This window comes from Clostridia bacterium, from assembly GCA_019683875.1.
Taxonomy (GTDB): domain Bacteria; phylum Bacillota; class Sulfobacillia; order RBS10-35; family Bu92; genus Bu92.
This window is the reverse complement of the sequence record JADGHN010000012.1, coordinates 1-25,380: the sequence shown is the minus strand read 5'-3', so window position 1 is coordinate 25,380 and position 25,380 is coordinate 1. Positions and strand designations below refer to the sequence as shown.

At 73.2% G+C, this 25,380-nt stretch carries 26 protein-coding genes; 22 read left to right on the top strand and 4 right to left on the bottom strand.

The window, feature by feature from the left end; all coding sequences use genetic code 11:
* The first annotated feature begins 2 nt into the window (after positions 1-2).
* Together hslO and IRZ18_01970 are read left to right on the top strand one after the other, a co-directional pair.
* On the top strand, positions 3-911 hold the full coding sequence (gene hslO, locus IRZ18_01975) for an Hsp33 family molecular chaperone HslO (protein ID MBX5475878.1): 909 nt from the start codon (positions 3-5) through the stop codon (positions 909-911).
* A gap of 22 nt (positions 912-933) precedes the next feature.
* Complete coding sequence (locus tag IRZ18_01970; GenBank protein MBX5475877.1) at positions 934-2,178, top strand: M48 family metallopeptidase; 1,245 nt, start codon at positions 934-936, stop codon at positions 2,176-2,178.
* 96 nt (positions 2,179-2,274) lie between these two features.
* Here IRZ18_01970 and IRZ18_01965 read toward each other — a convergent pair whose 3' ends face one another.
* Entirely contained in the window at positions 2,275-2,466 is a 192-nt protein-coding gene (locus IRZ18_01965; GenBank protein MBX5475876.1) for a 50S ribosomal protein L28, read from the bottom strand.
* 89 nt (positions 2,467-2,555) lie between these two features.
* Between IRZ18_01965 and IRZ18_01960 the strand changes: the two genes are divergently transcribed.
* The 10 genes from IRZ18_01960 (at position 2,556) to IRZ18_01915 (ending at position 11,634) form a co-directional block, all read left to right on the top strand.
* On the top strand, positions 2,556-2,903 hold the full coding sequence (locus IRZ18_01960; GenBank protein ID MBX5475875.1) for an Asp23/Gls24 family envelope stress response protein: 348 nt from the start codon (positions 2,556-2,558) through the stop codon (positions 2,901-2,903).
* Entirely contained in the window at positions 2,900-4,960 is a 2,061-nt protein-coding gene (recG, locus tag IRZ18_01955) for an ATP-dependent DNA helicase RecG (protein MBX5475874.1), read from the top strand. The genes IRZ18_01960 and recG overlap by 4 nt, the downstream gene beginning before the upstream one ends.
* Before the next feature lie 125 nt (positions 4,961-5,085).
* Positions 5,086-5,274: a hypothetical protein gene (locus IRZ18_01950; protein ID MBX5475873.1), complete on the top strand. Its 189-nt coding sequence runs from the start codon at positions 5,086-5,088 to the stop codon at positions 5,272-5,274.
* 328 nt (positions 5,275-5,602) lie between these two features.
* The gene (locus IRZ18_01945; GenBank protein ID MBX5475872.1) at positions 5,603-6,355 is read left to right on the top strand and encodes an ABC transporter ATP-binding protein; all 753 of its coding nucleotides are present in this window, start codon (positions 5,603-5,605) and stop codon (positions 6,353-6,355) included.
* On the top strand, positions 6,345-7,199 hold the full coding sequence (locus IRZ18_01940) for an ABC transporter permease (GenBank protein MBX5475871.1): 855 nt from the start codon (positions 6,345-6,347) through the stop codon (positions 7,197-7,199). The genes IRZ18_01945 and IRZ18_01940 overlap by 11 nt, the downstream gene beginning before the upstream one ends.
* Complete coding sequence (locus IRZ18_01935; GenBank protein ID MBX5475870.1) at positions 7,192-8,295, top strand: ABC transporter ATP-binding protein; 1,104 nt, start codon at positions 7,192-7,194, stop codon at positions 8,293-8,295. Before IRZ18_01940 ends, IRZ18_01935 begins: the two co-directional genes overlap by 8 nt.
* On the top strand, positions 8,285-9,112 hold the full coding sequence (locus IRZ18_01930; GenBank protein ID MBX5475869.1) for an ABC transporter permease: 828 nt from the start codon (positions 8,285-8,287) through the stop codon (positions 9,110-9,112). Before IRZ18_01935 ends, IRZ18_01930 begins: the two co-directional genes overlap by 11 nt.
* Complete coding sequence (locus tag IRZ18_01925) at positions 9,103-9,960, top strand: ABC transporter permease (protein MBX5475868.1); 858 nt, start codon at positions 9,103-9,105, stop codon at positions 9,958-9,960. The genes IRZ18_01930 and IRZ18_01925 overlap by 10 nt, the downstream gene beginning before the upstream one ends.
* A 111-nt stretch (positions 9,961-10,071) precedes the next feature.
* Positions 10,072-11,352, top strand: a complete 1,281-nt coding sequence (locus IRZ18_01920) for an MFS transporter (GenBank protein ID MBX5475867.1) — start codon at positions 10,072-10,074, stop codon at positions 11,350-11,352.
* Between the two features lie 54 nt (positions 11,353-11,406).
* Positions 11,407-11,634 carry a DUF1540 domain-containing protein gene (locus tag IRZ18_01915; protein ID MBX5475866.1) on the top strand — a complete coding sequence of 76 codons (228 nt, stop codon included), beginning with the start codon at positions 11,407-11,409 and terminating at the stop codon, positions 11,632-11,634.
* Between the two features lie 16 nt (positions 11,635-11,650).
* On the opposite strand, the gene IRZ18_01910 is transcribed toward IRZ18_01915, so the two are convergent.
* Positions 11,651-12,589, bottom strand: coding sequence for a VOC family protein (locus IRZ18_01910; protein ID MBX5475865.1), 939 nt, complete (start codon positions 12,587-12,589; stop codon positions 11,651-11,653).
* A gap of 8 nt (positions 12,590-12,597) precedes the next feature.
* Positions 12,598-12,966, bottom strand: a complete 369-nt coding sequence (locus IRZ18_01905) for a hypothetical protein (protein ID MBX5475864.1) — start codon at positions 12,964-12,966, stop codon at positions 12,598-12,600.
* Between the two features lie 693 nt (positions 12,967-13,659).
* On the opposite strand from IRZ18_01905, the gene IRZ18_01900 reads away from it, so the two are divergent.
* From IRZ18_01900 to aroA, 10 genes are all read left to right on the top strand, one after another.
* On the top strand, positions 13,660-15,213 hold the full coding sequence (locus tag IRZ18_01900; protein ID MBX5475863.1) for an anthranilate synthase component I family protein: 1,554 nt from the start codon (positions 13,660-13,662) through the stop codon (positions 15,211-15,213).
* Positions 15,210-15,869 (top strand): aminodeoxychorismate/anthranilate synthase component II, encoded by a 660-nt coding sequence (locus tag IRZ18_01895; protein ID MBX5475862.1) that lies wholly within the window; start codon positions 15,210-15,212, stop codon positions 15,867-15,869. The genes IRZ18_01900 and IRZ18_01895 overlap by 4 nt, the downstream gene beginning before the upstream one ends.
* Positions 15,866-16,897, top strand: a complete 1,032-nt coding sequence (gene trpD / locus IRZ18_01890; GenBank protein ID MBX5475861.1) for an anthranilate phosphoribosyltransferase — start codon at positions 15,866-15,868, stop codon at positions 16,895-16,897. The genes IRZ18_01895 and trpD overlap by 4 nt, the downstream gene beginning before the upstream one ends.
* Positions 16,894-17,757 (top strand): indole-3-glycerol phosphate synthase TrpC, encoded by an 864-nt coding sequence (trpC, locus tag IRZ18_01885; protein MBX5475860.1) that lies wholly within the window; start codon positions 16,894-16,896, stop codon positions 17,755-17,757. The genes trpD and trpC overlap by 4 nt, the downstream gene beginning before the upstream one ends.
* Entirely contained in the window at positions 17,748-18,419 is a 672-nt protein-coding gene (locus IRZ18_01880) for a phosphoribosylanthranilate isomerase (protein MBX5475859.1), read from the top strand. The genes trpC and IRZ18_01880 overlap by 10 nt, the downstream gene beginning before the upstream one ends.
* Positions 18,400-19,704: a tryptophan synthase subunit beta gene (gene trpB / locus IRZ18_01875; GenBank protein MBX5475858.1), complete on the top strand. Its 1,305-nt coding sequence runs from the start codon at positions 18,400-18,402 to the stop codon at positions 19,702-19,704. The genes IRZ18_01880 and trpB overlap by 20 nt, the downstream gene beginning before the upstream one ends.
* A complete protein-coding gene (locus tag IRZ18_01870) occupies positions 19,701-20,555 on the top strand; it encodes a tryptophan synthase subunit alpha (GenBank protein ID MBX5475857.1) in 855 nt (284 codons plus the stop codon). Before trpB ends, IRZ18_01870 begins: the two co-directional genes overlap by 4 nt.
* A gap of 416 nt (positions 20,556-20,971) precedes the next feature.
* A complete protein-coding gene (aroF, locus tag IRZ18_01865) occupies positions 20,972-22,108 on the top strand; it encodes a 3-deoxy-7-phosphoheptulonate synthase (GenBank protein MBX5475856.1) in 1,137 nt (378 codons plus the stop codon).
* Positions 22,105-23,025, top strand: a complete 921-nt coding sequence (locus tag IRZ18_01860; GenBank protein MBX5475855.1) for a prephenate dehydrogenase/arogenate dehydrogenase family protein — start codon at positions 22,105-22,107, stop codon at positions 23,023-23,025. Before aroF ends, IRZ18_01860 begins: the two co-directional genes overlap by 4 nt.
* The gene (aroA, locus tag IRZ18_01855) at positions 23,025-24,380 is read left to right on the top strand and encodes a 3-phosphoshikimate 1-carboxyvinyltransferase (GenBank protein ID MBX5475854.1); all 1,356 of its coding nucleotides are present in this window, start codon (positions 23,025-23,027) and stop codon (positions 24,378-24,380) included. Before IRZ18_01860 ends, aroA begins: the two co-directional genes overlap by 1 nt.
* 36 nt (positions 24,381-24,416) lie before the next feature.
* On the opposite strand, the gene IRZ18_01850 is transcribed toward aroA, so the two are convergent.
* Positions 24,417-25,370 carry a GPR endopeptidase gene (locus tag IRZ18_01850; protein MBX5475853.1) on the bottom strand — a complete coding sequence of 318 codons (954 nt, stop codon included), beginning with the start codon at positions 25,368-25,370 and terminating at the stop codon, positions 24,417-24,419.
* Between the last annotated feature and the right edge of the window lie 10 nt (positions 25,371-25,380).

Here is a 25,380-nt window from a genome sequence, read left to right as displayed (position 1 = left end):
GGCTGGTCCGGGGCACGTCCCACGACGCCTCCGTCCGCGTCCTCGCCGCGGTGACGACGCCCTGCGTCGAGGAGGCCCGGCGCCGGCACGACCTGTGGCCGACGGCCGCGGCGGCCGTCGGGCGGGCGCTGACGGCGGCCGCGCTGATGGCCGAGGACCTGAAAGATCCCGGTGCCGTCGTCATACGCTTCCGCGGGGACGGCCCGCTCGGCGGCGTCGTCGCGGAGGGGCGCCGCCCGGATCGGGCCGACGATCCGATCGAGGTGCGCGGGTACGCGCACGAGCCGCACGTCGACTTGGACCTCAACGCGCAGGGGAAGCTGGATGTCGGCGGCGCGGTCGGCCGCGGCACGCTCTACGTGGTCCGCGACGAAGGCATCGGCGAGCCCTACACGGGGACGTCGGCGATCGTCACCGGAGAGATCGGCGAAGACCTCGCGCACTACTTCCTGCAGTCGGAGCAGCGGCGCACGGCGGTGGCGCTGGGGGTGCTGGTCGACCCGGACGGCCACGTGCTGGCCGCGGGCGGCGCGCTGGTGGAGGTGTTGCCCGGCGCGGACGACGACGTGGCCGAGCGGTTGGAGGCGAACATCGCCCGGCTGGGCGGCGTGAGCCGTTTCGTGCACCACGGGGGCGAGGCCGGCGCGATCGCCGCGGCGATCCTCGGCGACCTCGGCTTCCGCAAGCTCGCGGAGCGGCCTGTCGCGTACCGATGCCGCTGCAGCCGCGAGCGGCTCGCGGCCGCGCTTGTCACGCTGGGGCCGCGGGAACTGGAGGCGATGCTGCGCGAGGACGGCGGCGCGGAACTGCGCTGCCACTTCTGCGGGGCCGTGTACCGGTTCGGGCCGCAAGAGCTGGAGGCGCTGCTCGCGGAGGCGCAGCGCGTGCGGGACGGGGCGCGGGACTCGTAGGCGCGGACAGGGGAGATGCGGCGTGCAGTCGGAGCGCTGGATCCTGGCGGGGCTCCTGACCGCCTTCGCCATGCTGGCGGCGCTGGTGGCGGCGGCCGTCTGGCCGCACGTGCCGTCCGGGACGGCCGCGCAGTTCTTTCCCGCCGTCTTTTTCGAAAAGAGCGCCGCGTACGCGCGCGGCGCCTACCTCAGCTTCGCCGCGCGCACCGCGATCGAGCTGGCCGTGCTCGCGTGGATCGCGTTCTCCGGGGCGGCGGAGCGGTGGGCCGAGCGGGTGCTGCACGGGACCCGCGGCCGGCCGGTGCTGGCGGCTGCCGCGTTCGCTGTGGGCCTTTCGCTCCTTCTCGCGCTCGTCGACGCGCCGTTCGCGTACTGGCGAGGATTCTACTGGGAGCATCGCTTCGGGTTGAGCACGCAGCCGCTGGGCGCCTGGATCGCCGACCTGGCCAAGGGATGGGCGGTCGGCGCCGTCATCCAAGCGGTCGCCTTCGCCGTGCTCTTTTTCCTGATCGTCCGCCTGCCGCGCGCCTGGTGGCTGCCGGCGGCGGCCCTCTTCGGGCTCGGTGTGTGGCTGATGACGTTTCTCTCGCCGGTCGTCATCGACCCGCTCTTCTACCATTTCCGGCCCATGCCGGCCTCTCCCCTGAAGACGGAACTGCTCGACATGGCGCGCCGCGCCGGGGTTCCCGCGCGTGACGTGTGGATCGCGGACGCCAGCCGCCGCACGCAGCGCGTGAACGCGTACGTCACGGGCTCCGGCCCGACCCGGCGCATCGTGCTCTATGACACGCTTCTCCACCGGTACGATGACGCCGAGGTGGAGCTCGTCGTGGCGCACGAGATCGGCCACCTGGCGGCGGGGCACATCGCGAAGGGCGTGGCGCTCGGCGCGGCGGGCGGCTTCGTGGGGATGTGGCTGCTGGCGAGGCTCCTGCGCGGGCTGGTGGGGCGGGGCATCCTCTCCCCGCTGCCGCATCCGGCTGCGGTCGCCTGGATCCTCCTCCTGGCGAACCTCGGCACGATGCTCACGATGCCGCTGCAGAACGGCATCTCGCGCCAGTTCGAGCGCGAGGCGGACGCGATCAGCTTCCGCCTGGCGCCGCACCCGCAGGCGGCCGTTTCGCTCGAACGGCGCCTCGCCCTCTCGAACCTTGCCGACGTGGAGCCGAACCGGTACGTCGAATGGCTGCTCTTCACACACCCGTCCCAACTGGAACGCCTCATCGCAGCGCAGGACGCGGCTCGGCGAGCCTCGGGCGCGAGATGACGGGAAAAAAGAGCGGCACCTCGCGCCGAGCGGTGCCGCATTCGATTCGAATTTGCTGAAGGCAAACCTCGCAGGGCTGCGCGCGATCGTGCCTTGTTAGATCGCCCGCTGCACCTTGCCGCTTCGCAGGCAGCGCGTGCACACGTAGACGCGGCGACGGCTCCCGTTCCAGATGACGCGAACGCGCTGCAGGTTGGGAAGCCAGCGGCGCTTCGTCTTGCGTTCGGAGTGGCTGACGTTGTGGCCCGTTCCGTGTTCCTTGCCGCACACGGCGCAGCGTCGGGACATGACGAGTTCACCTGCCTTCTCAACCGCAACGGCACATATTGTACCATCGTGTCAGAAGAACCCACAAGCGCGGGAGTTCGATCGGCCGCATGAAAGTGATCGAAACGGAAGCGGGCAAGCTGGCCTTCTCCGAGGAGACGGTCGCCGCCGTCGCGGTGTGGAAGGCGTCGCAGGTCCCCGGCGTCGTCCGCGTGTCCGGGCAGGGTGAGGGGCTCGCGAACCTGTTCGGGCGCGACCGGCTTCCCAAGGGCGTGTCCGTCGACATCCGCGGCGACGAGGTCTTCGTGGAGCTGGACGTCGTCGTCCGCTACGGCGTCGACATCCAGCGGACGGCGCGCGCCACGATCGCCGCCGTGCACGACGGCATCCGCGAGGCCTTGGGCTTCGACGTCGCGGACGTCCGGGTGAACGTCGTCGGGGTGGAGCCCCTGCGGTGAACCTCACCCCGGAGACGCCCGTCCAGTTCCTGCGCGGCGTGGGGCCGGCCCGGGCGAAGGACCTGGAGAAGCTGGGCATCCGCACGGCGTCCGATCTCCTCCGCCACTTTCCCCGCCGGTACGACGACTACAGCCAGCTGTCCGCCATCGCCGCGATGCGGCCCGGCGACAACGTGACGTTTCGCGCCGAGATCGTCGCGGTGGAGGAGGCGCGCCCGCGGCCGCGTCTCAGCATCCTGCGCGCGGTCGCGAGGGACCGCACGGGCGCGATCCTGCTGGTCTGGTTCAACCAGACGTACCGCCGGCAGCAGCTCGTGCCGGGGCGCGAGTTCCTCTTCAGTGGCCGCGTCCAGTGGCAGCACGGGCGCCTGCAGGTGGAAAACCCCGAATACGAGCCGGTCGAGGATGCGGGCCTGCACACGGGGCGCATCGTGCCGGTGTACCCTGCCGCGGCCGGGCTGAGCCAGCGCTACCTCCGGCGGCTCGTCGCGCAGGTGCTGCCTCTTGCGGAGAGGTGGCGGGATGCCGTGCCGGACGACGTCGCGGCCCGCCTGGGCCTGCCGCCGGTCGCCCGCGCGTGGCACGACATCCACCTGCCGCCGGACGCCGAGTCGCTTCAGGCGGCGCGCCGCCGGCTGGCCTTCGACGAGCTGTTCACGATCATCGTCGGCGTCGGGCTGCTGCGCCGGCAGGCGGCCGCGGCCCAGCGCGACGTCACGTACGTGCCCGACCACAGGCTGAGCGACGCGTTCATCCGGTCGCTGCCCTTCGCGCTGACGGGCGCGCAACGGCGAGCCATGCGCGAGATCGACGCCGACCTCCTCAGCCCGCGGCCGATGAACCGCCTCGTGCAGGGCGACGTCGGCTCCGGAAAGACCGTCGTCGCCGCGTGGGCTCTCCTGCGCGCCGTCGAGAGCGGTCACCAGGCTGCCATGATGGTGCCGACGGAGATTCTCGCGCAGCAGCACGCCGAGCGGCTGGAGCCCGCGTTTCGCGCGCTGGGCGTGCGGCTCGCGCTGCTGACCGGCTCGCTGGACCGCGCGTCGCGCGAACGGGCGCTGAGGGCCGTCGCCGAAGGGGAGGCGGAGGTCGTCGTCGGCACGCACGCGCTCATCGAGGAGCGCGTGACGTTCCGCGACCTTGCGCTCGTCGTCACCGACGAGCAGCATCGCTTCGGCGTGCGCCAGCGCGCGCGCCTGGCCGCCAAGGGGCGGAACCCCGACCTCCTTGTGATGACGGCGACGCCCATTCCCCGCACGCTGGCGCTCACGGTGTACGGCGACCTCGACCTGACGGTGATCGACGAGCGCCCGCCGGGCCGCCAGCCGGTGCGCACGATCTGGCGGGGCGAGGCGTCGCGCGACAAGATCTACGCCTGGCTCGGCGAGCAGGTGCGCGCCGGGCGTCAGGCGTACGTCGTGTGCCCGCTGGTCGACGAGTCGGAGCAGGTCGAGGCGCAGGCGGCCACGGAGTGGGCGGAGCGCGTGCGCCGCGCGTTTCCGGACATTCCCGTGGGACTCCTCCACGGGCGGCTCCGCCCGCGTGAGAAGGCGGAGGCCATGGCGGCGTTCGCGTCGGGTCAAATCCGCATCCTCGTCACGACGACCGTCGTCGAAGTCGGGGTGGACGTGCCCAACGCGACGATCATGATCATCGAAGGCGCCGACCGGTTCGGCTTGGCGCAGCTCCATCAGTTGCGCGGGCGCGTCGGCCGGGGCCGGGAACGCTCGTACTGCGTGCTCATCGCCGACCCCGCCACGCCCGAAGGGCGTGAGCGCATGCGGGTGATGGAGCGGGAGCACGACGGGTTCCGCATCGCCGAGGCGGACCTGCGCCTGCGGGGTCCGGGCGAGGTGCTCGGCACCCGGCAACACGGGCTTCCGGAACTGGCCGTGGCGGACCTCACGCGTGACCAGGACCTCGTCGCGCTGGCGCAGCGGGAGGCCGAGCGGCTGCTGCAGGCGGACCCGTCCCTCGAGCGGCCGGAGCACCAGTTCCTCAAGGCGCGCGTGCTGGAGACGTTCGGCGACCGGCTGGACCGCGCCGTCGTCAGCTAGCGCGCGCCGCCCCGGCGGCCGGGGCGACATTCGGACGGCTATTGGCAAGCGCGGCGCCGTGGGGTATACTGCGAACGCTTGAAAGGTTTGGAAGGGTGAATCGCTTTGGAAGGGAGGCTGCGCCAATGATCCGGCTTTCGGATGCAACGGCAGGGGTCTTTGCCCTTGGCGCCGCCATCGCCGGCGGCCTGCCGGGCGGCTTCGGCGGGCTCATGGGTCGAGACGCCGCCAGCGCCGGTCCTCGCGGCATCCGTGTGCCCGCAAGCGTCGTTTCCGTCGTCGATCATTCGCGCGGCCTCGTCCGGGAGCGGTAACGCATCGCACCGGCCGCGGGCCGCAAGGGCCCGTGGCCATGCACCATCCGCAAGGACGAAGGGTCATGGGTCCCGCCCATGGCCCTTTTTTGCATGCGGCGAAAGCCGATGCCCAAAGCTCGCGCGCGTCCGTGCGCGCTGGCGGCCAACGAGGCGCAGGCCGGCAAGGAGGAATCGTTCTGTGAACTACGCGTTGGAAGTCATCGACGTCCATAAACGATTCGTGGAACGCGCGGAGGCCGTGCCCGCCAGGTTCGCGGAGCCGGCCGAGGCCGGCGGGAGCCGGGAAGCGGGAAGCGACGGCGCCGGACGGAATGCTCCCGGGCTGATGCGCTGGTTGCGCCGCGCGCCTCTTGAGGAGGTGCACGCCGTCAACGGCGTCACGCTTCGCGTCCGCCGGGGCGAGATCTTCGGCATCCTCGGCCCGAACGGGTGCGGCAAGTCCACCCTTGTGCGCATCGTGAGCACGCTCCTGCTGCCGGACGAGGGCGAGGTGAAAGTGTTCGGCCACGATGTCGTCCGCGAGCCGCACGCCGTTCGCCGGTTGATCAACCGCGTCTCCGTCGAGGCCGCCTTCTTCAAGAAGCTCTCGTCCTGGGAGAACCTCTGCTACGCGGCGCGGCTTTACGGCATGTCGCCGCGCGCGATCCGCGGCGAGGTGGCGCGGGTCGCCGACCGGCTCGGCCTGCCGTGGGAGAAGCTCTTCACCTCGATGGAGCACCTCTCCCGCGGGCAGCAGCAGAAGGTCGCGATCGCGCGGGCGCTCCTCACGTCCCCGGTGCTGCTCCTGCTCGACGAGCCGACGACGGGCCTCGACCCGCGCTCCAAGCGCGACGTCCAGACCTTTGTCGAGGAGGTGCGCCGGGAGCACGACGCGACGATCCTCCTGACGAGCCACGACATGGACGAGGTCGAGCGCCTGTGCGACCGCGTCGCGGTGATGAACGACGGCCGCGTCATCGCCGTCGACACGCCGCAGAAGCTGAAGCAGCGGTACGCCGGCCCCGGCGGCACGCTGGAGGACGTCTTCCTCCGCCTCACGGGGCGCGACTGGGAAGAGGTGTTGGCGAATGAAGCCTGAAGCCGCGCTGCAGCCGCAGTCGGGCGGCACGCCGGGGCCGGCCCGCGGGCAGGGCTGGATCGGCGAGCTGCGCTCGGGATGGGGGTTCGTGGAGCGGAACTTCCGCCTCATCCGGCGCTACGCCGCGTGGGAAGTCGCCGAGCAGTTCTACAACGTCGTGAACGCCCTGACGATCGCGCTCATCGGCGTCGCCCAGGGGCCGGAGGCGGTCCTCTACCTGACCGTCGGCGCCCTGCTCTGGGGCTTTCTGAGCGTCATCTTCATGGAGGTGGCGACGTCCGTCCAGTGGGAGCGCTGGGAGGGGACCATCGAGTCCACGTTCATGGCGCCGATCCACCGGCTGACGTTCCTCCTGGGCACGTCGGCCTGGGCGGTGCTGTACGGGCTCGTGCGGACGACCGTCGTGCTCGCGGCCGTGGCGCTCTTCTTCCGCATGGACCTCTCGCGCGCAAACCTCGGCGCCGCGCTGCTCGTGCTTGTCGTCTCGAGCCTCTCGTTCATCGGGCTCGGCCTGATCGCGGCGGTGCTGCCGCTGTTGTCGCCGGAGAAGGGCGCGCAGGCGACGCACATCATCCAGGGCGTCCTGCTGCTGATCTCCGGCGTGTACTACGAGATCGACGCGCTGCCCGGCTGGCTGCAACCGTTGTCGCATATCTCCCCGGCGACGTACACGTTGCGGGATGTGCGCCTCGCGGTCCTGCACGGCGCCACCCTCGGCCAGCTGGCGCCCGACCTGCTGCGTCTCGGACTCTTTGCCGTCGTGATGATTCCGCTGGGATACGCCGTCTTTGCCATGGCGGAACGCCACGCGTTGCGGAAGGGGTTGCTCAAGCGGAATGGCTGATCGACATCGGGCCGGCCCGGCGATCGAAGCGAGGGCGCTGCGGCGCGTCTTCCAGGAGCGGCGCGGCGGCCGCGTCGTGAAGGAGCACGTGGCGCTCGAGGGCATCGACCTCGAAGTGCGCCCGGGTGAGTGCTTCGGCCTGCTCGGCGCGAACGGGGCCGGCAAGACGACGCTCATCAAGATCCTCTGCACGCTGCTTCTGCCGACGAGCGGCGAGGCGCGCGTGCTCGGCATGGACGTGCGGCGCGAGGCGGCCGCCATCCGGCGGCGCATCAACATGGTGTCGGGCGGGGAGCACTCCGGCTACGGCATCCTCACGGTGCGCGAGTCGCTGTGGCTCTTCAGCCAGCTCTACGGCCTGCCGAACGCGGAGGCGTTCCGGCGCATCGACCGGCTCCTCGCGATGGTCGACCTCGACGGGTCGGTGCGCGTGAACAAGCTCTCCACCGGCATGCGCCAGAAGATGAACTTCGCGCGCGGATTCCTCAACCGGCCGGACGTGCTCTTCCTCGACGAGCCGACGCTGGGCCTCGACGTGCAGACCGCGCGCCGGCTGCGCGGCTTCGTCCGGGAGTGGGTCGAGGAGGAGCGGAAGACGGTGCTGCTCACGACCCACTACATGATGGAGGCCGACGAGATCTGCGACCGCATCGCCATCATCAGCGGCGGGCGCATCCTCGCCTGCGACACGCCGGCCAACCTCAAGCGGAGCCTGCGCCAGGAGCGCGTCGTGCGCCTTGAGCTGGCGGGGGGCGCCGCGGCGGAGGGCACGGCCGCGACGGCGGAGTCGCCGGGGCCCCGCCCCGCGCAGGGCAGCGCGGGCGCGGAAGGCATCGCGCTCGACCGCCTGCGGCAGGCGCTGGGCGAGGTGCCCGGCGTGCGGCGCGTGACGCTCGACGCGCGGGACGGTCGCGTGTCGGCGCGCGTCCACGTGGAGTCGGACGCCGTCCTCGTGCGCCTCGTCGCGACGATCGCGGAGCTGGGCCTCGACCTGCACGCCTTGGAGAAGCAGGACCCGACGCTCGAAGACGTCTTCCTGGCCCTCACGGGCCACCGGCTTGAGGACGAAGGGGGGGCGGCCGGCCGTGAGCCCTAGCCTTGGCGCCCTCCTGTGGCACAACGTGCGCGCCGCGCGCGCCCGCGCGTACGTGCGCGTCGTGTCGACGCTGCGGGAGCTGAGCTGGCTGGCGTTCGAGGTGGTGCTGCCCGTCATGGCCGCCGCCGCGTACGTCTTCATCTACCGGGCGCTCGACGCGCCGCCGCGGTACGCCGGCTTCGTCCTCCTGGGCAGCGCGATGACGGCGTACTGGCTGAACGTGCTCTGGAGCATGGCGTCCCAGTTCTATTGGGAGAAGCAGGAAGGCCAGCTGGAGCTGTTCTTCCTCGCGCCGATCTCCCGCATGGCCATCCTGGCCGGCATGGCGCTGGGCGGCATGTTCATGGCCAGCGCGCGGGCGATCGGCACGCTGGTGCTGGGCGCGTGGCTCTTCCACGTGCCGCTCGCGGCCGAGCACCCGTTCCTCGCGCTGGGCACGTTTCTTCTGACGCTTGTCGCGCTGTACGGGCTCGGCATGCTGCTCGCGTCCGTGTTCATGATGTACGGCCGCGACGCGTTCAACCTGATCAACCTGCTGCAGGACCCGGTCTACCTGGCCTCCGGGTTCTACTTTCCGGTGAAGGCGCTCGGCCGCGCCGTGGCCGTCCTGGCCTCGGCCATTCCCCTGACGCTGGGGCTCGACGCCATGCGCCAGCTGCTTTTCGGCGGGGAGCCGCTGGCCCTGGCCTCGCCGGGGGTGGAGGTGGCGGCGCTGGGCGCGCTGGCAGTCGTGTACATCGCGCTGGCCTACGTGGCCCTCACCGCCATGGAGAACCTCGCCAAGCGCGAAGGGAGGCTGACGGTGAAGTGGCAGTGAGCGGCCTGCGTCACCTGCGCACCGGATTCTGGCTGGGCTGGCAGATGGACGCGAACTGGGCCTCGCCGGGCTGGTTCTTCGCGTATAGCATCGTCCGGCCGCTGGCCATGAGCTCGATCCTCGTCGTCATGTACCTCGTGGTCACCGGGGGGCGGACGCACACCGAGATGTTCGCCGCCATGTACCTCGGGAACGCGTTCTACATGTACGTCGGGGCGCTCGGCATGGGCGTGAGCATGGCCGTCATCGAGGAACGCGAGTGGTTCCAGATGCTCAAGTACATCTACCTCGGGACGTCGGACCTGTTCTGGTACATCCTCGGCCGGGCCGGCGCCAAGTTCGTCGCGACGTCCATCGCGGCGGCGGTCGTGCTGGCGGCGGGCGTGCTCTTCCTGCACGTCCCGCTGCACGCTGGGACCGTCGACTGGGGCGCGCTCGTCCTGGCGTTGGCCGCCGGGGTGCTGCTCTCCCTGGGCATGGGGCTGGCCCTCGCCGGCGTGATGCTGCTGGCCGCACGCCACGGCGGCGCCTGGGCCGAGGGGCTGGCCGGGGCGCTCTACCTGTTCACGGGCACCGTGTTTCCGCTCGACGTGCTCCCGGATTGGGCGCGCGCGTTCGGCCTGGCGCTGCCGTTCACCCACTGGCTGGAGGCGCTGCGTCGCGCCGCGTACGGTCACGCCTTCTCGGCGCGCTTCAGCCCCACGCTGGCGGCGGTCCCGGACACGACCCTGTGGACCGTGCTCCTCGCCTCCGCTGCGGCGACGATCCTTGCGGGCGTGGCCGTGTTCCGCGCATGCGAGCGCGTCGCCCGGGAACGCGGGCTCATCGACCAGGTCACGGAGCACTGAACGCGGGCGCCGGAACGGCCGAACGCCCGCGTGGCAAGGTCGCGCGCAGCGTCCGACCCTGCCGGACATCGCAGAACGAAACGGGGCAATGATTCGACGATGCAACGACTGATGACGAAGTTGCGACGATGGTTCGCCGATGAGGCTCAGCTGCCCGCCCTGGTGTGGACGCTCGTCGGGATGAGCGGCCTTACGGCGGTCGCGCGCTTCATGGTGATGCCGTTCACCACGATCTACCTCTCTCGGGTGACGCACCTCAGCCCCGGCGCCGTGGGCACGATCGTCGGCCTCGGCGCGGTGGGCACCATTGCGTTCGGATTGATCGGCGGCCACTGGGCGGACCGCGTGGGCCGCAAGGCGGGCATCCTGCTCGGCGCGGCGATCGACGTCGTCGCCCTGCTGGGCATGGCCGTGGCGCGCCAGCCGTGGGAGTTCGCCGTGTGCAGCATCCTCCTCGGCGTGGCGTGGGCGCTGCAGGGGCCGGCCTTCCAGGCGCTGATGACGGACCTCGTGCCGCCGAACCTGCGCACGCGCGTGTTCGGCTATCAATACTGGGCCATCAACGTGGGTGCCGCCGTCGGCCCGCTGCTCGGGGTGATGCTCGGCGCCGGCCGGTCCGGCTCCATGTTCGTCCTTGTGGCGGCGGCGTCGCTCGTCATGGGGCTCGTGGCGCTGAAGTGGGTGCCCGCGGGGCGCGTCGTGCGGCTCGGCGCGGATGGGCGTGCGGGCGGCGGGGACCGGGGCGAGGCGCCCGGCTTCCGCGAGGCGCTCGCGCTTCTGGCGCGCGACGGCCTCCTGCGGGCGTTCGCGGTCGCGGCCGCGTTCAGCCTCTTGTGCTACAGCCAGATCGAGACGAACCTGGCCCGCCACCTGAGCCTGACGGCGCCGCACGGGGACGCGCTCTTCGCCCGCGTGCTGAGCACGAACGCGATCACCGTGATCCTGGCGCAGCCGTTCCTCGGACGACTCGCCGAGCGGCGCGGCGCGTTCGCCGGCATGGTGCTCGGCGAGAGCCTGTACGCGGTGGCCAGCCTCGGGTTTCTCCTGGCCGGGACGCGCCCGGCGCTGTGGGTCGTCACGATGGTCGTGTTCTCGATCGGCGAGGTGCTGCTTGCGCCTACGCAGCAGGCGGTCGTGTCGGCGATCGCGCCGGAACAGCTGCGCGGCACCTACTTCGCCGCGATGAACCTGGGCGCTGCGCTCGCGCACGGCGCCGGTCCGGCGCTCGGAGGCCTCGCCTACGGGTGGCGCGGCGAAGCGGGCCTTTTCGCCGGCATGGCGGGGGCCGCGGTCGTGGCGGCCCTGATCTGCGCGGCCGTCACGCCGCGGGCGCAGCACCTTGTGCGCGCGCAGGCGGACGTCGCGGCGCGCGCGGGCGATGCGGCCGGCTAGGCGCGCATAGACGTCTTGCCGCGCCGGCCAACCTAGACCGGGAGGTCGGTCGAGGTGCTGAACGGCGTACGGTGCACGGTGAGCGACTGCAACTACTGGCGGGACGGCAACTACTGCGACGCCAAGGAGATCCTCATCACGCACGACTGGGTCGGCAAGGAGTACCCGAACTCCGTGGACGCGGCTCAGGTGCAGCAGATCGTCGCCCAGGCGGGCGGCACGCCCGCCCACCAGTGCTACGACACGTGCTGCAAGACGTTCGAGCCGAGGAAACGCTCGTAGCGAGGGCGCGCGTTCGTCAGTCGCGCGCGTCCAGGCGGACCTCCACGCCGTCGGGGCCGGTGACGCACCATGCGCCACCGGCTTCACGCGTTGGATGGCCGGCGCGCCGCACTCGCTCCAGGACCGCCGGTAACGCCGCCTTCGGAATGCGGAGCGAGAAGTCCAGCAGGCCGACCGCGTTTGCGGGCGGGCGGGGCGCGCCGCGCCCGGCCCAGATGTTCGTCCCCACGTGATGGTGGTAGCCTCCGGCCGCGAAGAAGAGCGCGCCGGGATAGCCGCGCACCGTCACGTCGAAGCCGAGCGTCCCGGCATAGAACGCCTCCGCGGTCGCGAGGTCGCTGACGTGCAGGTGCACGTGGCCGAGGACGGTGTCCGGCGGCATGCCGGCGTACGGCCGGTCCCTCGCGTCCCCGAGCGCGGCGACGAGACCATCGAGATCCAGCGGAAGGGTGTCCATCACCAGCTGCCCATCCCGCCGGCGCCACTCTACGCGGGGCCGGTCCGCGTAGATCTCGATGCCGTTGCCGTCCGGGTCCGCGAGGTAAATGGCCTCGCTGACGAGGTGGTCCGAGAACCCCTGGAACGGCCAGCGATGGCGCGCGAGGTGCAGGAACGCGGCGGCCAGCGCCGCGCGGTTCGGAAACAGGATGGCGAAGTGGTAGAGGCCGGTGCTGCGCGCCGGTTTGGGAACGGCCGCCGGGTCGGCCTCCAGAACCAGCAACTCGGGAAGGCGGCCGGTGGGCGAGAGGACGGCCCGCCCGTCGACCCGTTCGACGCGGCGCAGCCCCAGAAGCCCCTCGTAGAAGGCGAGCGAGCGATCCAGGTCGCGCACGCGCAGGCGCACGCGGCCCAGTCGCGCGTCGTCCGGCAGGCGTGCGGGAGACCCGGTCGTCACTGGCGTCACCTTCTCGAGCGGGGAGCCCGGCATTGGCGACGGGCTCCGCAGGCATATCATACTGTGCTTCACCGGCTGGAAGGCAGGTCATCGTCCAGCCAGACATCGCCCGCGTCGTCGTAGCCGCGGATGCCCCAAGCGTAGGATCCGTCGGCGAGCATGGAAAATTCCAGGTGCGTCGCCTTCAGGTCGCCCCTTCGAAAGTGGCCAGACAGGAAGACGATGAACATCGGCCGGCCATCCACCTCCGTCGTGGTCGGCCGGAATTCGTCAAGCGTGGGCTCGGATTCGCCATATACGCGGGCCACGGCCACGACAGCCGGCCACGGCGGCGACGACGGTGAGGCGACGGGCGGCGCCGGCCGGGGTCTGGAAACCACCACGGCGACGGCGACGGCCGCGAGGATCGCCATGAGAGCCGCGACTTGGCGACGCACGCGGATCACCCCTCTCATCGAGCGATTTCTCGCTCAGGCGCCGTCCACCTGCGCGCCGCGGGGCCCGCCTGCGCCGGCGGGGCGGCGTCACGCCCGGCCGCGCTTGACACTGCCTGCGGCGCGGTGCTACATTGACGCCAACTTCACACGTCTCCCGGCAAGGACGGGGAAGAGTACACTCGCACACCACCGCTCAGCGAGCCGGCGCATGGTGAGAGGCCGGACGGCAGGCGCGGGTGGAATGGGCCCCGGAGCTCCTTCCCGAACCGGAGGCGGCAGCGTTCACACGCGCGCGCCGGCGCGCGCGGATCCGGACAGCGCCGCATGCCGCAGTAGGCGAAGGCGGACCCCCACGTTACAGGGGCGGCGATATCGGCCACCGCTCAGCGGCGGCCCGTATCGCGCAGAGTGAGGACGTTGTCCTCAGCTGGGTGGCACCACGGAAGTCTCTTTCGTCCCAGAACGAAAGAGATTTTTGTTTTCCGGCGCCATCCTGCGAAGGCCGCCGCGGGGCCCGTCCGCGCGGCGCGGCCGCGGATGACGGCCTCATTTGGGTGGCACCACGGGAAGCGCTCGCGCCTCTCGTCCCAAAGCGGACGGGAGGCGCTTTCGTTTGCTGGTCAAGAGACGTTGGCCCGTCAGCCGTCGAGCGAAGCCGCGCGGCGGCGGGCCAGGACGGAGGAGGAACCGGACATGACGCGCATCCTGCCGGATCGCATCGCGTTCGACGCCCTCGCCCGGCAGGGCGGGCTCGTGGCCGTGCACACGGAGACGGTCGCGGACCTCGAGACGCCGATCACGCTGTACCTGAAGCTCGCGGACCTCGGCGCGTGCTACCTCCTGGAGAGCGCCGAGGCCGGCGAAAGGCCGGGCCGGTACTCGATCGTCGGGCTCGATCCCCTCGAGCGGCTCCTCTGCGACGGCGACACATCGCCGTTCGCGGCGCTGGCGGCACTCATGAGCCGCTATCGCGTGGCGGCGGGGCGCGGCCTGCCCCCCTTCTACGGTGGTGCCGTGGGGTACGTCGCCTACGACGCCGTGCGGCACCTGGAGCCCGTGCCGCTGCCCCCGAAGCCGAGCGGATGGCCGGAAGCCGAGTTCGTGGTGGCCCGCACGGTCTGCGTGTACGACCACCTGACGCACAGGCTCCACGTCGTCACGCTCGCCGACCCGCGCGACGGCGCCGAACGCGCCTACGCGGAGGCGACCCGGACGCTGGATCGCGTGCACGCGGCGCTGCGCCGCTCGCTGCCGCCGCTCCCAGGCCCCGACGAGGCGGAGCGGTTCGAGGGCACCGGTGCGGACGGGCGCGCCGGCGACGCGGCGGGCGAGGCGACGCCCGGGACCGCGAAGGAGGCGGCGACGTTTACGGGGGCTGCGCCCGCGAACCGGCGCACGAGCCTGCCCCGCGCGGCCTTCACCGCCGCGGTTCGCCGGGCGCTGGAGGCGATCCGCGCCGGCGAGGCGTTCCAGGTGGTCCTCGCGCAGCAGATCGACCGCCCGCTGGACGCCGATCCCTTCCGCGTCTACCGGGCGCTGCGCTCGCTCAACCCGTCCCCCTACCTGTTCTTCCTCGACTTCGGGGAGCGGCGGCTGGCCGGGTCGTCCCCGGAGACGCTCGTCAAGGTCGAGGACGGCCGCGTGGACTACCGGCCGATCGCCGGCACGCGGCCGCGCGGCGGCACGCCGGAAGAGGACGCGCGCCTCGCGGCGGAGCTCGTCGCGGACGAGAAGGAGCGGGCGGAGCACGTGATGCTCGTCGACCTGGGCCGCAACGACCTCGGCCGCGTCTGCCGTCCGGGCACGGTGCGCGTCGACCGGCTGATGGCCGTGGAGCGTTACTCCCACGTGATGCACCTGGTGTCGCACCTGAGCGGCGAGCTGCGCCCCGAGGTGACGCCGCTGGACGCGCTCGCGGCCTGCTTTCCGGCCGGCACGCTGACGGGAGCGCCGAAGGTGCGCGCCATGCAGCTGATCAGCCAGCTGGAGCCGGAGCGGCGCGGCCCGTACGGCGGCGCCGTCGGGTACGCCGGCTTCAACGGCAACCTCGACTTCTGCATCGCGATCCGCACGGTGGCGATGACCGGCGGCCGGGCGCGGATCGGCGCCGGCGCCGGGGTGGTGGCGGACAGCGACCCGGACCGTGAGTTCGAGGAGACGATGCACAAGGCGCGCGCGCTGGAGCGGGCGCTGGACCTGGCGGCGTCGCGGGAAGCCGCGGCGCTCCTGAGGGGGGTGGGCGCGTGATCACCCTCATCGACAACTACGACTCGTTCACCTACAACCTGGCCCAGTACCTGTGCGAGCTGGGCGCGGACGTGTACGTGGTGCGCAACGACGCCATGAGCGTCGAGGCGCTCGAGGCGATGGAGCCGGACGGGCTGGTCGTCTCCCCGGGGCCGGGGCGGCCGGAGGAGGCCGGAATCTCCGTGGAGGCCGTCCGCAGGCTCGGCGAGCGCGTGCCGGTGCTGGGCGTGTGCCTGGGGCACCAGGCGATCGGCGTCGCGTACGGCGCGCGCGTGACGCGCGGGCCGAGGCCGGTGCACGGCAAGGCGTCCGAGGTCACCCACGGCGGCGCCGGCGTGTTCCGCGGGATTCCGAGCCCGTTCCCGGCGGCGCGGTACCACTCCCTGGTGGTGGCCGAGGCCGGGCTGCCCGACTGCCTCGAGGTCACGGCGCGGAGCGCGGACGGGGCCGTCATGGGCCTGCGCCACCGCGAGCGGCCGGTCGAAGGCGTGCAGTTCCACCCGGAGTCCGTGTTGACCCCGCACGGGAAGGCGCTGTTGGCCAACTTCCTCGAGACGGTGTACGGAGCCGGCGGCGCCGGCGGCGCGGGCCGCGCCGGCCGCCTGTCCGGCGTGCCGACCATCGCCTCGCCGGGAACGGGAGGGAAGGGACGATGATCGAGAGCTACCTGAAGAAAGTGGTGGCGGGCGAGGACCTGAACGAGCTTGAAGCCGAGACGGCGATGACGGCCATCATGGCCGGCCAGGTGCGCGACGTCCTCATCGCGGCCTACCTGACGGCGCTGCGCGCGAAGGGGGAGTCGGTGGCGGAGATCGTCGGCAGCGCGCGAGCCATGCGGCGCGCGGCCACGCACGTTCAGACGCGCCACCCGCTCGTCGTCGACACCTGCGGCACGGGGGGCGACGGCCGCGGCACGTTCAACATCTCCACGACGGCGGCGTTCGTCGTGGCCGCGGCGGGCGTGCCCGTCGCCAAGCACGGCAACCGCTCGGTCTCCAGCCGGGCCGGCAGCGCCGACGTCCTGGAGGCGCTGGGCGCCAACCTCAACCTGGACGCGGCGAAGGTCGGCGCCTGCCTCGACGCGGTCGGCTTCGGCTTCCTCTTCGCGCCGCTCCTGCACTCGGCGATGAAGCACGCGGCGCCGGTGCGGCGCGCCCTGGGCTTCCGCACCATCTTCAACATCCTGGGCCCCCTGACGAACCCGGCCGGGGCGGCGTCGCAGGTGGTCGGCGTGTACGAGGCGCGCCTCGCGCCCGTGCTGGCGGAGGTCCTGAACGGGCTGGGCACCCGGCGGTCGCTGGTGGTGCACAGCGAGGACGGGCTCGACGAGATCTCGATCTCCGCGCCCACCCTCGTCTACGAGGCGGACGGCGCGGACGTGCGCGGCTATCGCATCCGCCCGGAGGACTTCGGCCTAAGGCGCGCGCCGCTGGCCGCCGTCACGGGCGGCGACGCGGCCGACAACGCCGCGATCGCGCGCGACGTCCTGGCTGGGAAGCCCGGCCCGGCCCGCGACATCGTGCTGCTCAACGCGGGGGCCGCGCTGTACGCGGGCGGCCGGGCGGAAACCATCGCGGAGGGCGTGCGGCTGGCCGCGGACGCCATCGACAGCGGCGCAGCGCGGCGCACGCTGGAGCGTTTCATCGCGTTCACGCACCGGGTCGCGGAGGAGGCGGCGGGATGATCCTGGAGCGCATTTTGGAAAGGCGCCGGCGCCGTCTGGAGGAGGCCAAGGCCCGCGTCCCGGCAGCCGAGATGGCGCGGCAGGCGGAGGCGGCGGCGCTCCTGCGGCGGCAGCGGGCGGCCGAGCGGAGGGCGTTCGGCCTGCCGGCATGGGACGGCCTGCGCGCGGCGCTGGAGGCCGCCGAGCGGGAGCGCTTCCCGATCATCGCCGAGATCAAGCGGGCTTCGCCGTCGGCCGGCGCCTTCGGGACCGACCTGAGCGTGGGCCGCCTCGCCCGGGCCTATCGCGAGGGGGGCGCGGCGGCGATCTCGGTGCTCACGGAACCGGACTTCTTCCAGGCGCGCGCGGGCGACCTCGAAACGGCCGCCTCGACGAGCGGGCTGCCCGTGCTGCGCAAGGACTTCGTCGTCGATCCCTACCAGGTGGACGAGGCGGCGGTCATGGGCGCCGCGGCCGTGTTGCTCATCGTCGCGGCGCTGCCGGACGACGACCTGCGCCGCCTGTTCGCCCGCGCCGGCGAGCTGGGCCTGGACGCGCTCGTGGAGGTCCACGACGAGCGCGAACTGGAGCGGGCCGTCGCCGCGGGCGCACGGCTCGTGGGGGTCAACAACCGCGACCTGCGCACGTTCGTGACCCGGCTCGAGGTCACGGAGCGGCTGGCCCGCCGCGTGCCGCGCGACGTGCTCCTCGTCACGGAGAGCGGCATCCGGGGCCCGGACGACATCCGCCGCCTCGCGTCCGCCGGCGCGCGCGCCGCGCTCGTCGGGGAGAGCCTCGTCCGCTCGCCGGACCCGGCCGTTTCGCTGCGCGAGCTCGCCTATGCTACGGTGGCCCGTGGAGGCGAAGCGATGTGTTCGTGAAGATCTGCGGCATCCGCACGCTGAGCGCGATCCTCGCGGCCAACGAGGCCGGCGCCGACGCGGTGGGGTTCGTGTTCCACCAGGCGAGCCGGCGCTACGTGCCCCCGGCCGAGGCCATCCCGCTGGCCGCCATCGCCGGCCGCCAGCGCGTCAAGGTCGGCGTCTTCGTCGACGCGCCGCCCGTCGAGGTCGTCGGCATCGCCGACTCGGCCCGCCTGGACTACGTCCAGCTGCACGGGGTCGAGGATCCGGCGTACGTGAGGCAGGTGCGGAAGCTCGCCGGGCTCGCGCAGCGGCCGTTCGGCGTGATCCTGGGCCTGCGCCTGCGGGCGGACGAGCCGGCCGAGGACGTCGCGCGGCGCGTGCGGGAGTGCGCGCCGGACATGGTGGTCGTGGAGGCGGCCCGGCCGGAGGCGCCGGGCGGCACGGGGCGGCCGTGGGACTGGACGCGGGTGCGTGAGCTCGACCTGCCGGTGCCGGTCCTCCTCGCGGGGGGCCTCACGCCGGAGAACGTGGCCGAGGCCCTCGAGGCGGCGCGGCCGTACGGCGTCGACGTCTCCAGCGGGGTGGAGACGGACGGGGCGAAGGATCCGGACAAGATCCGCCGCTTCGTGGCGGCGGTGCGGGATTGGGAGCGAGACCATGGCGCGGACGGCCCTTGACGCGATCGAACGGCGATTCGGCCGCTTCGGCGGCCGCTACGTGCCGGAGACGCTGATTCCGGCGCTCGACGAGCTCACGGAGGCCTACGCCGACGCGAAGGCGGACCCGGGCTTCCAGGCGGAGCTCGACCGCCTGCTGCGCGAGTACGTGGGGCGCCCGACGCCGCTGTACGAGGCGCGGCGCCTGTCGGCGGCGCTGGGCGGGCGCGCGCGCGTGTTTCTCAAGCGCGAGGACCTCAACCACACCGGCGCGCACAAGATCAACAACGCCATCGGCCAGGCGCTGCTGGCCGCGCGCCTCGGCAAGCGGCGCATCACGGCGGAGACCGGCGCCGGCCAGCACGGCGTGGCAACGGCCACCGCTGCGGCGCTCCTGGGGCTTGAGTGCGAGGTCTTCATGGGCGAGGAAGACATGCGGCGCCAGGAGCTGAACGTCTTCCGAATGGAGCTTCTCGGCGCGCGCGTGATTCCAGTGGCCTCGGGCACGCGCACGCTGAAGGACGCGACGAACGAGGCGATCCGCGACTGGGTCACGCACGTGCGCACGACGCACTACGTGATCGGCTCCGTCGTTGGTCCGCACCCGTATCCGGCCATGGTGCGCGACTTTCAGAGCGTCATCGGCCGGGAGGCGCGCCGCCAGGTTCTCGAGCTGGCGGGCCGGTTGCCGGACGCGCTCGTCGCGTGCGTAGGCGGCGGGAGCAACAGCATGGGGCTGTTCCACCCGTTCAAGGACGACGCCAGCGTGCGCATGTACGGCGTGGAGGCGGCGGGCGAGGGCCTCCACACCGGACGCCACGCCGCCACGCTGACCGCGGGCCGCTTCGGCGTGCTCCACGGCGCGGCGAGCTACCTCCTGCAGGACGAGGACGGCCAGGTCCTGCCGGCGCACTCCATCTCCGCCGGCCTCGACTATCCCGGCGTGGGCCCGGAGCACGCGCACTTCAAGGAGACCGGCCGGGCAACGTACCTCGCCGTGACGGACGGCGAAGCGATTTGGGGGCTGGAGCTCCTCTCGCGCACGGAGGGCATCATCCCCGCGCTCGAGAGCGCGCACGCCATCGCGGCCCTGCCGCGCATCCTGCCGGAGCTGCCGGAGGGCGCGGTCGTCGTCGTCTGCCTCTCCGGCCGCGGCGACAAGGACATGCCGCAGGTGGCGGCGGCGCGGCGGGCCGGGCGAGCGCCCGCGGGGATCGGCGCCACCGGCGGGCACGGCGCCACGGAGGCGGATCGCGCTGGCGCGGCGCAGGATCGCGCCGCGACGCACGGGGGCGGCGCCCGATGACGCGCCTCGCGGCCATGTTCGAACGTCTCATGGCGCGCGGCGAGCGCGCGCTGATCGCCTACCTCGCCGTCGGAGACCCGGACCTGCCCACGTCCCTCGCGGCGGCGCGCGCGATGCTCGCGAACGGCGCCGACGCGCTGGAGCTGGGCGTGCCGTACTCCGACCCGCTGGCGGACGGCCCGGCCATCCAGGCCGCGGGCCAGCGCGCGCTCGCGGCCGGCTTCCGCCTGGGCTGGCTCTTCGAGGCAATCCGCGCGCTGCGCGCGGAATCGGACGCGCCCCTCGCCGTGATGACCTACGTCAACCCGGTGCTGCAGGCGGGCCCGGACGGCTTCGTCGAGCAGGTGCGGGACGCGGGCGGCGACGCGCTCATCGTCCCCGACCTGCCTGCGGACGAGGCGACGGAACTGGCCGCCGCCTGCCGGCGGGCGGGCCTCGACTTCGTCCCGTTCGTCGCCCCGACCAGCACGCCGGAGCGAATGGCGGCGGCGGACGCCGTCGGCAGCGGCTTCGTCTACTGCGTCTCCGTGACGGGCGTGACGGGCGCGCGTGCGGAGATGCCCGCGGAGCTCCCGGAGTTTCTTGAGCGGGTGCGACGCCACGTGCGGTTGCCGCGCGCCGTGGGGTTCGGCGTGTCCCGGCCGGAGCAGGCGCGCGCAGTTGCGGTGCACGCGGAGGGCGTGATCGTGGGGAGCGCGCTCGTGGAGCGGATCGCCGAAGGTGGGGGCGCGGCGGCGGTGGCGGCGCGGGTCGGCGCGCACGTCGCGGCCCTCAAGGCGGCGCTGCGGCCGGCGCCGGAGAATTCGGCCGGAGCCGCGGCGCCTCCGGGAGAGGCACCGGCCGTCTCGTGACGCCGCCGTGTCGCCAAGGGAAGCGGCCGCTGCGCAGACCTATTGACAGCTGAGGCGAGGCGGGGGTACCATTCGCGCAAACCCCATCCGAAACCGAAGAGCGGAAGCCAGTAGGCGGCGGGCCATCCGCGCCCAGAGAGCCGGCGGCCGGTGCGAGCCGGACCGGATCCGTCGCCGAACTACCTCCGCGAGGGCGTCCCTGAACCCCGGCGCGCCGCGCGCGCCGGGACGGCCGTCGAGGGCGGGAGCCCCGGCCGGCCAAGTAAGGGCGACGGTGTCCCCCGTTACCATGGGAGCCGGCGGTGATGGCCGCCGGGCAGAGAGAGCGCCGCCCCGCGGCGCTAAGAAGGGTGGTACCGCGGATTTGCCTCCGTCCCTTTGGGCGGAGGTTTTTTTATCGCCGAGGAGGTTGGGCCATGATCGTCGTCATGCGGTGGGACGCAACGGACGAGCACATCCAGGACGTCGAGCGGCGACTCGCCGAGCTGGGCTTCACGGCGCACGTGTCGCGGGGCAAGGAGCGCACGGTGATCGGCGCCGTCGGCGATCGGCCGCCGGATCCGGACGCGATGGGGCTGGAGTCGCTGCCGGGCGTGGAGCGGGTCATGCTGGTGCAGCACGCGTTCAAGCTCGCGAGCCGGGAGTTCCGCGCGGAGCCGTCCCGAGTGCGGGTGGGCGACGTCGTCCTCGGCGGGGAGGAGGTCGTCGTCATCGCCGGGCCGTGCGCCGTGGAGAACCGGGAGCAGATCCTGGAGACGGCCGCGGCCGTCAAGCGCGCAGGCGCGCGCATGCTCCGGGGCGGGGCCTTCAAGCCCCGCACGTCGCCGTACAGCTTTCAGGGGCTCGAGGAGGACGGGTTGAAGCTTCTCGCGGAGGCTCGGGAGCGCACGGGCCTGCCGATCGTGACGGAGGTCATGAGCCCGGAGACGGTGCCGCTCGTGGCCGCGTACGCGGACATGCTGCAGATCGGCGCGCGGAACATGCAGAACTTCCCGCTGCTCCGCGCGGTGGGGCGCGTCGGCCGGCCGGTGATGTTGAAGCGCGGTCCCTCGGCCACCATCGAAGAGTGGCTGCAGGCGGCCGAGTACATCCTCGCGGCCGGGAACGACCAGGTCGTCCTCTGCGAGCGGGGGATCCGCACGTTCGAGACGGCGACGCGGAACACGCTGGACCTGAACGCCGTGCCGGTGTTGAAGGAGTGGACGCACCTGCCGGTCGTCGTCGATCCGAGCCACGGCACGGGCAAGTGGCGCCTCGTGAAGCCGATGGCCCTGGCGGCGATCGCGGCCGGCGCGGACGCGCTGATCGTCGAGGTGCACCCGCAGCCGGCGCGGGCGCTGTCCGACGGGTCGCAGTCGCTCACGCCGAAGCGGTTCGCGGAGCTCATGCGCGAGGCGGCGGCCGTGGCCGGCGCCGTCGGGCGGCGGCTGGATCTGCCGGAAGGGGCGTGGGCGCCGGCGGGCGAGGACGGCCGGGGCGCCGGCCGCTCGGACGATGGTGCGGCGCCTGCGGCGGGGAGCCGGGCTGCGGACGCGGCCGCGAGCGCGCGGTGAACGCCGCGCGGGGGACAGCGTCCGAGGCGACGACCGTCGCCATCTGGGGCCCCGGGCTCATCGGCGGGTCGCTGGGCATGGCGCTCGTCCAGGCCGGGGGCTACCGGGTGCTGGCCGCCGCGCGCTCGCCGGAGCGCGCCGAAGCGGCCGTGCGCGCCGGCGCCGCGCACGAGGCGGCGCCGCTGGAGCGCGCGGCGGGCGAGGCGGACGTCGTCGTCCTGTGCGCGCCGCTGGCCGCCGTGGTGGGCGCCGTGGCGGAGGTGCGGCGTCGCGCGCGGCCGGACGCCGTGGTGACGGATGTCGCCGGGCTCAAGGCGCCGGTGCACGAGGCGGCGGAGGCCGCAGAGGCGGCGGACGCCGGCGGGGGCGTCGCGGCGTTCGTCGGCGGCCACCCGATGGCCGGCCGCGAGCGCGGCGGCCTCGAGAACGCGCGGGCCGACCTGTTCCGCGGCGCCATGTGGGTCCTCACCGCCCGGGACCCGGCGCGCGCCGCGGCCACCCCCGCCGGACGCCGCCTGGAGGCGCTCGCACGCGCCGCCGGCGCCGCGCCGCTGTGGACCACGCCGGAGGCGCACGACGCGGCCGCCGCGCTCGCGTCCCACGTGCCGCAGGCGCTCGCCACGGCGGCCATGCGCGCGTTCGACGCGGCGGCCCGGGACCGGCCGCTGGCCCGCCGCCTGGCCGCCGGCGGCCTGCGCGACACGACGCGCTTGGCCGCAAGCCCGGCCGACATCTGGGTCGACGTGCTCACGCGGAACGCCGCGCACGTGTGCGAAGGCCTCGACCGCGTCATCGCCGAGATCTCGGCGCTGCGCGACATGATCGCGCGGGGCGACGCGGCCGGTCTCGCGGCGTCTTTCGACGCGGCCGGGGACGCCCGGCGGCGGCTGGCCGCCGAGAAGGGGTGGGATCGCTGATGGCGGGCCACGGGGAGAGAACGGACTTCGGCGACGCGCTCGTGGTGCCTCCGGCGGCCGGACCGTTCGAAGCCACCCTCGAGGTCCCCGGCGACAAGTCGATCACGCACCGCGCGATCCTCCTCGGCGCCGTGGCGGAGGGGGCGACGGTGATCGAACGGCCGCTCGACGCGGCCGACACGCGAAGCTCCGTCGCGGTGGCGCGGGCGCTCGGCGCGGAGGTGGAGACGCCGCCCGGCGGGCCATGGGTCGTCCGACCGCGGCCGGACGGGCCGGCGGAGCCGGAGGACGTCATCGATTGCGGCAATTCCGGCACGACGCTGCGCCTCTCCGCCGGGTTGCTCGCCGGTTACGACCTCTTCGCCTCCCTCACCGGTGACGCATCCCTCCGCCGCCGGCCCATGGCGCGCGTCGTCGAGCCGCTCCGCCGCATGGGTGCGCGCATCGACGGCCGCGAGGGCGGGCGGTGGGCGCCGCTCTCCATCCGTGGCGGCCGCCTGCGCGGCATCGAGTGGACGAGCCCGGTCGCGAGCGCGCAGGTGAAGTCGGCCATCCTCCTCGCCGGCCTGCGGGCCCGCGGCCGCACGGCCGTGACGGAGCCGTCCGCCTCGCGTGACCACACAGAACGCATGCTGGCGGCGTTCGGCGCGCGCGTCGCAAGGGACGAGGGGCCGGACGGCGCCGTCACCGTCGCCGTCGACGGCGGCGCCCGGCTGCGCGGCCAGCGCGTCGTGGTGCCGGGGGATATCTCGTCCGCCGCGTTCTTCTTCGTCGCCGCGGCGATCGTGCCGGGCAGCGCCGTCACCGTGCGCGGCGTCGGCGTCAACCCGACGCGCAGCGGGGTGCTCGACGCGCTGCGCATGGCCGGCGCTCAGGTGGAGCTTCGTGAGGAGCGCGTCGTCGCCGGCGAGCCGGTGGCCGATGTCACCGTGCGGGCCCCGGACGGCGGCCTGCGGCCCTTCGAGATCGCGGGCGGCCTCGTCCCGCGCCTCGTCGACGAAGTGCCCGTCCTCGCCGTCCTCGCCCTCGCGGCCGGTGGCCGCAGCCGCTTCCGCGACTGCGGCGAGCTGCGCGTGAAGGAGAGCGATCGGCTCGCCGTCATGGCCGCCCAGCTTTCCCGTCTGGGCGCGGATGTGGAGGAGACGCCGCACGGGCTCGTCGTGCGGGGCGGGCGAAGGCTTTCGGGCGGCCGCGTCTCGGCCTGCGGCGACCACCGCGTCGCGATGGCCCTGGCCGTGGCCGGTCTTCTCTGCCGGGAGCCGGTCCACGTGGAGGGAGCCGGGGCCGTGCGCATCTCCTTTCCCGGGTTCGCGGCGTCCTTCGCGGCGCTGCGGGGCGAGGACCAACCGGTCTGACCTCGATGCGCGTGGTCCGTCGCGCGCGGTGAAGGATCAGAAGGTCAGCACTTCGTCGGCCATGCCGGGGTGCAGCGCGGCGTTGATCCCCGCCGCCAGCACGCGGGACATGTCGTCGATGATCACGTCGATCTCCTTGGGCGTGACCATGAGATCGCCGACGGTCGGGGAGAGCACCTCCTCGATGAGGCGGTTCTTCTCTTCGGGTGAGAAGTGCCGGAAGCAGTCCCCGAAGCCCGGCCGGCTGCGCAGCGACTCGATCAGGAGATCCACCGTGTCGCTGGCGATCGTGAAGGCGTGGACGACCGTCGGCACGCCGATCGCCACGACCCAGTCCACGCCCAGCGTTTCGCGATGGATGCCGCCGCGATCGTTGCCCACCCCGGAGCCGGGCCGGATGCCGGTGTCCGCCAGCTGGATCGTGCTGCAGATGCGCCGGATGCTGCGCGCCGCCAGGGCGTCGATGGCCAGGACGGCGTCGGGCCGGATCTCCTTGACGATGCCCGCGATGATGTCCGTCGTCTCGATGCCCGTGAGCCCCAGGACGCCCGGCGCGATCGCGGACACGGGGCGCAGGCGCCCGCGCAGGTCGGCCGGCACCTGGTTCTGGAGGTGCCTCGTGACGAGCAGGTTGTCGACGACGCGGGGCCCGAGGGCATCCGGGGTCGCGTTCCAGTTGCCAAGCCCCACGACGAGAACGTGCGCGTCCGGCGGGATGGGCATCATGTGCCGGATCTCGTCCGCGAGGGCGCGCGCGACCTGCCCCTGCATGGCGCGGTCCCGGTTCCGCACCCCGGGCGTGTCGAGCGTCACGTAGTGCCCGCGCGCCTTCCCCGTCGCGCGCTCGCCTTCTTCGTTCAGCACCTCGACCCGGTGAACGACGACGTCGCCGTGGCGCCGTTCCTCCACGCGCACGCCGGGCAGCTGGCCGAGCCCCTGCTGCGCGTGCTGCGTCGCCTCGAGCGCGAGATCGGTGCGCAGTTCGCCGATCGACGGCCGC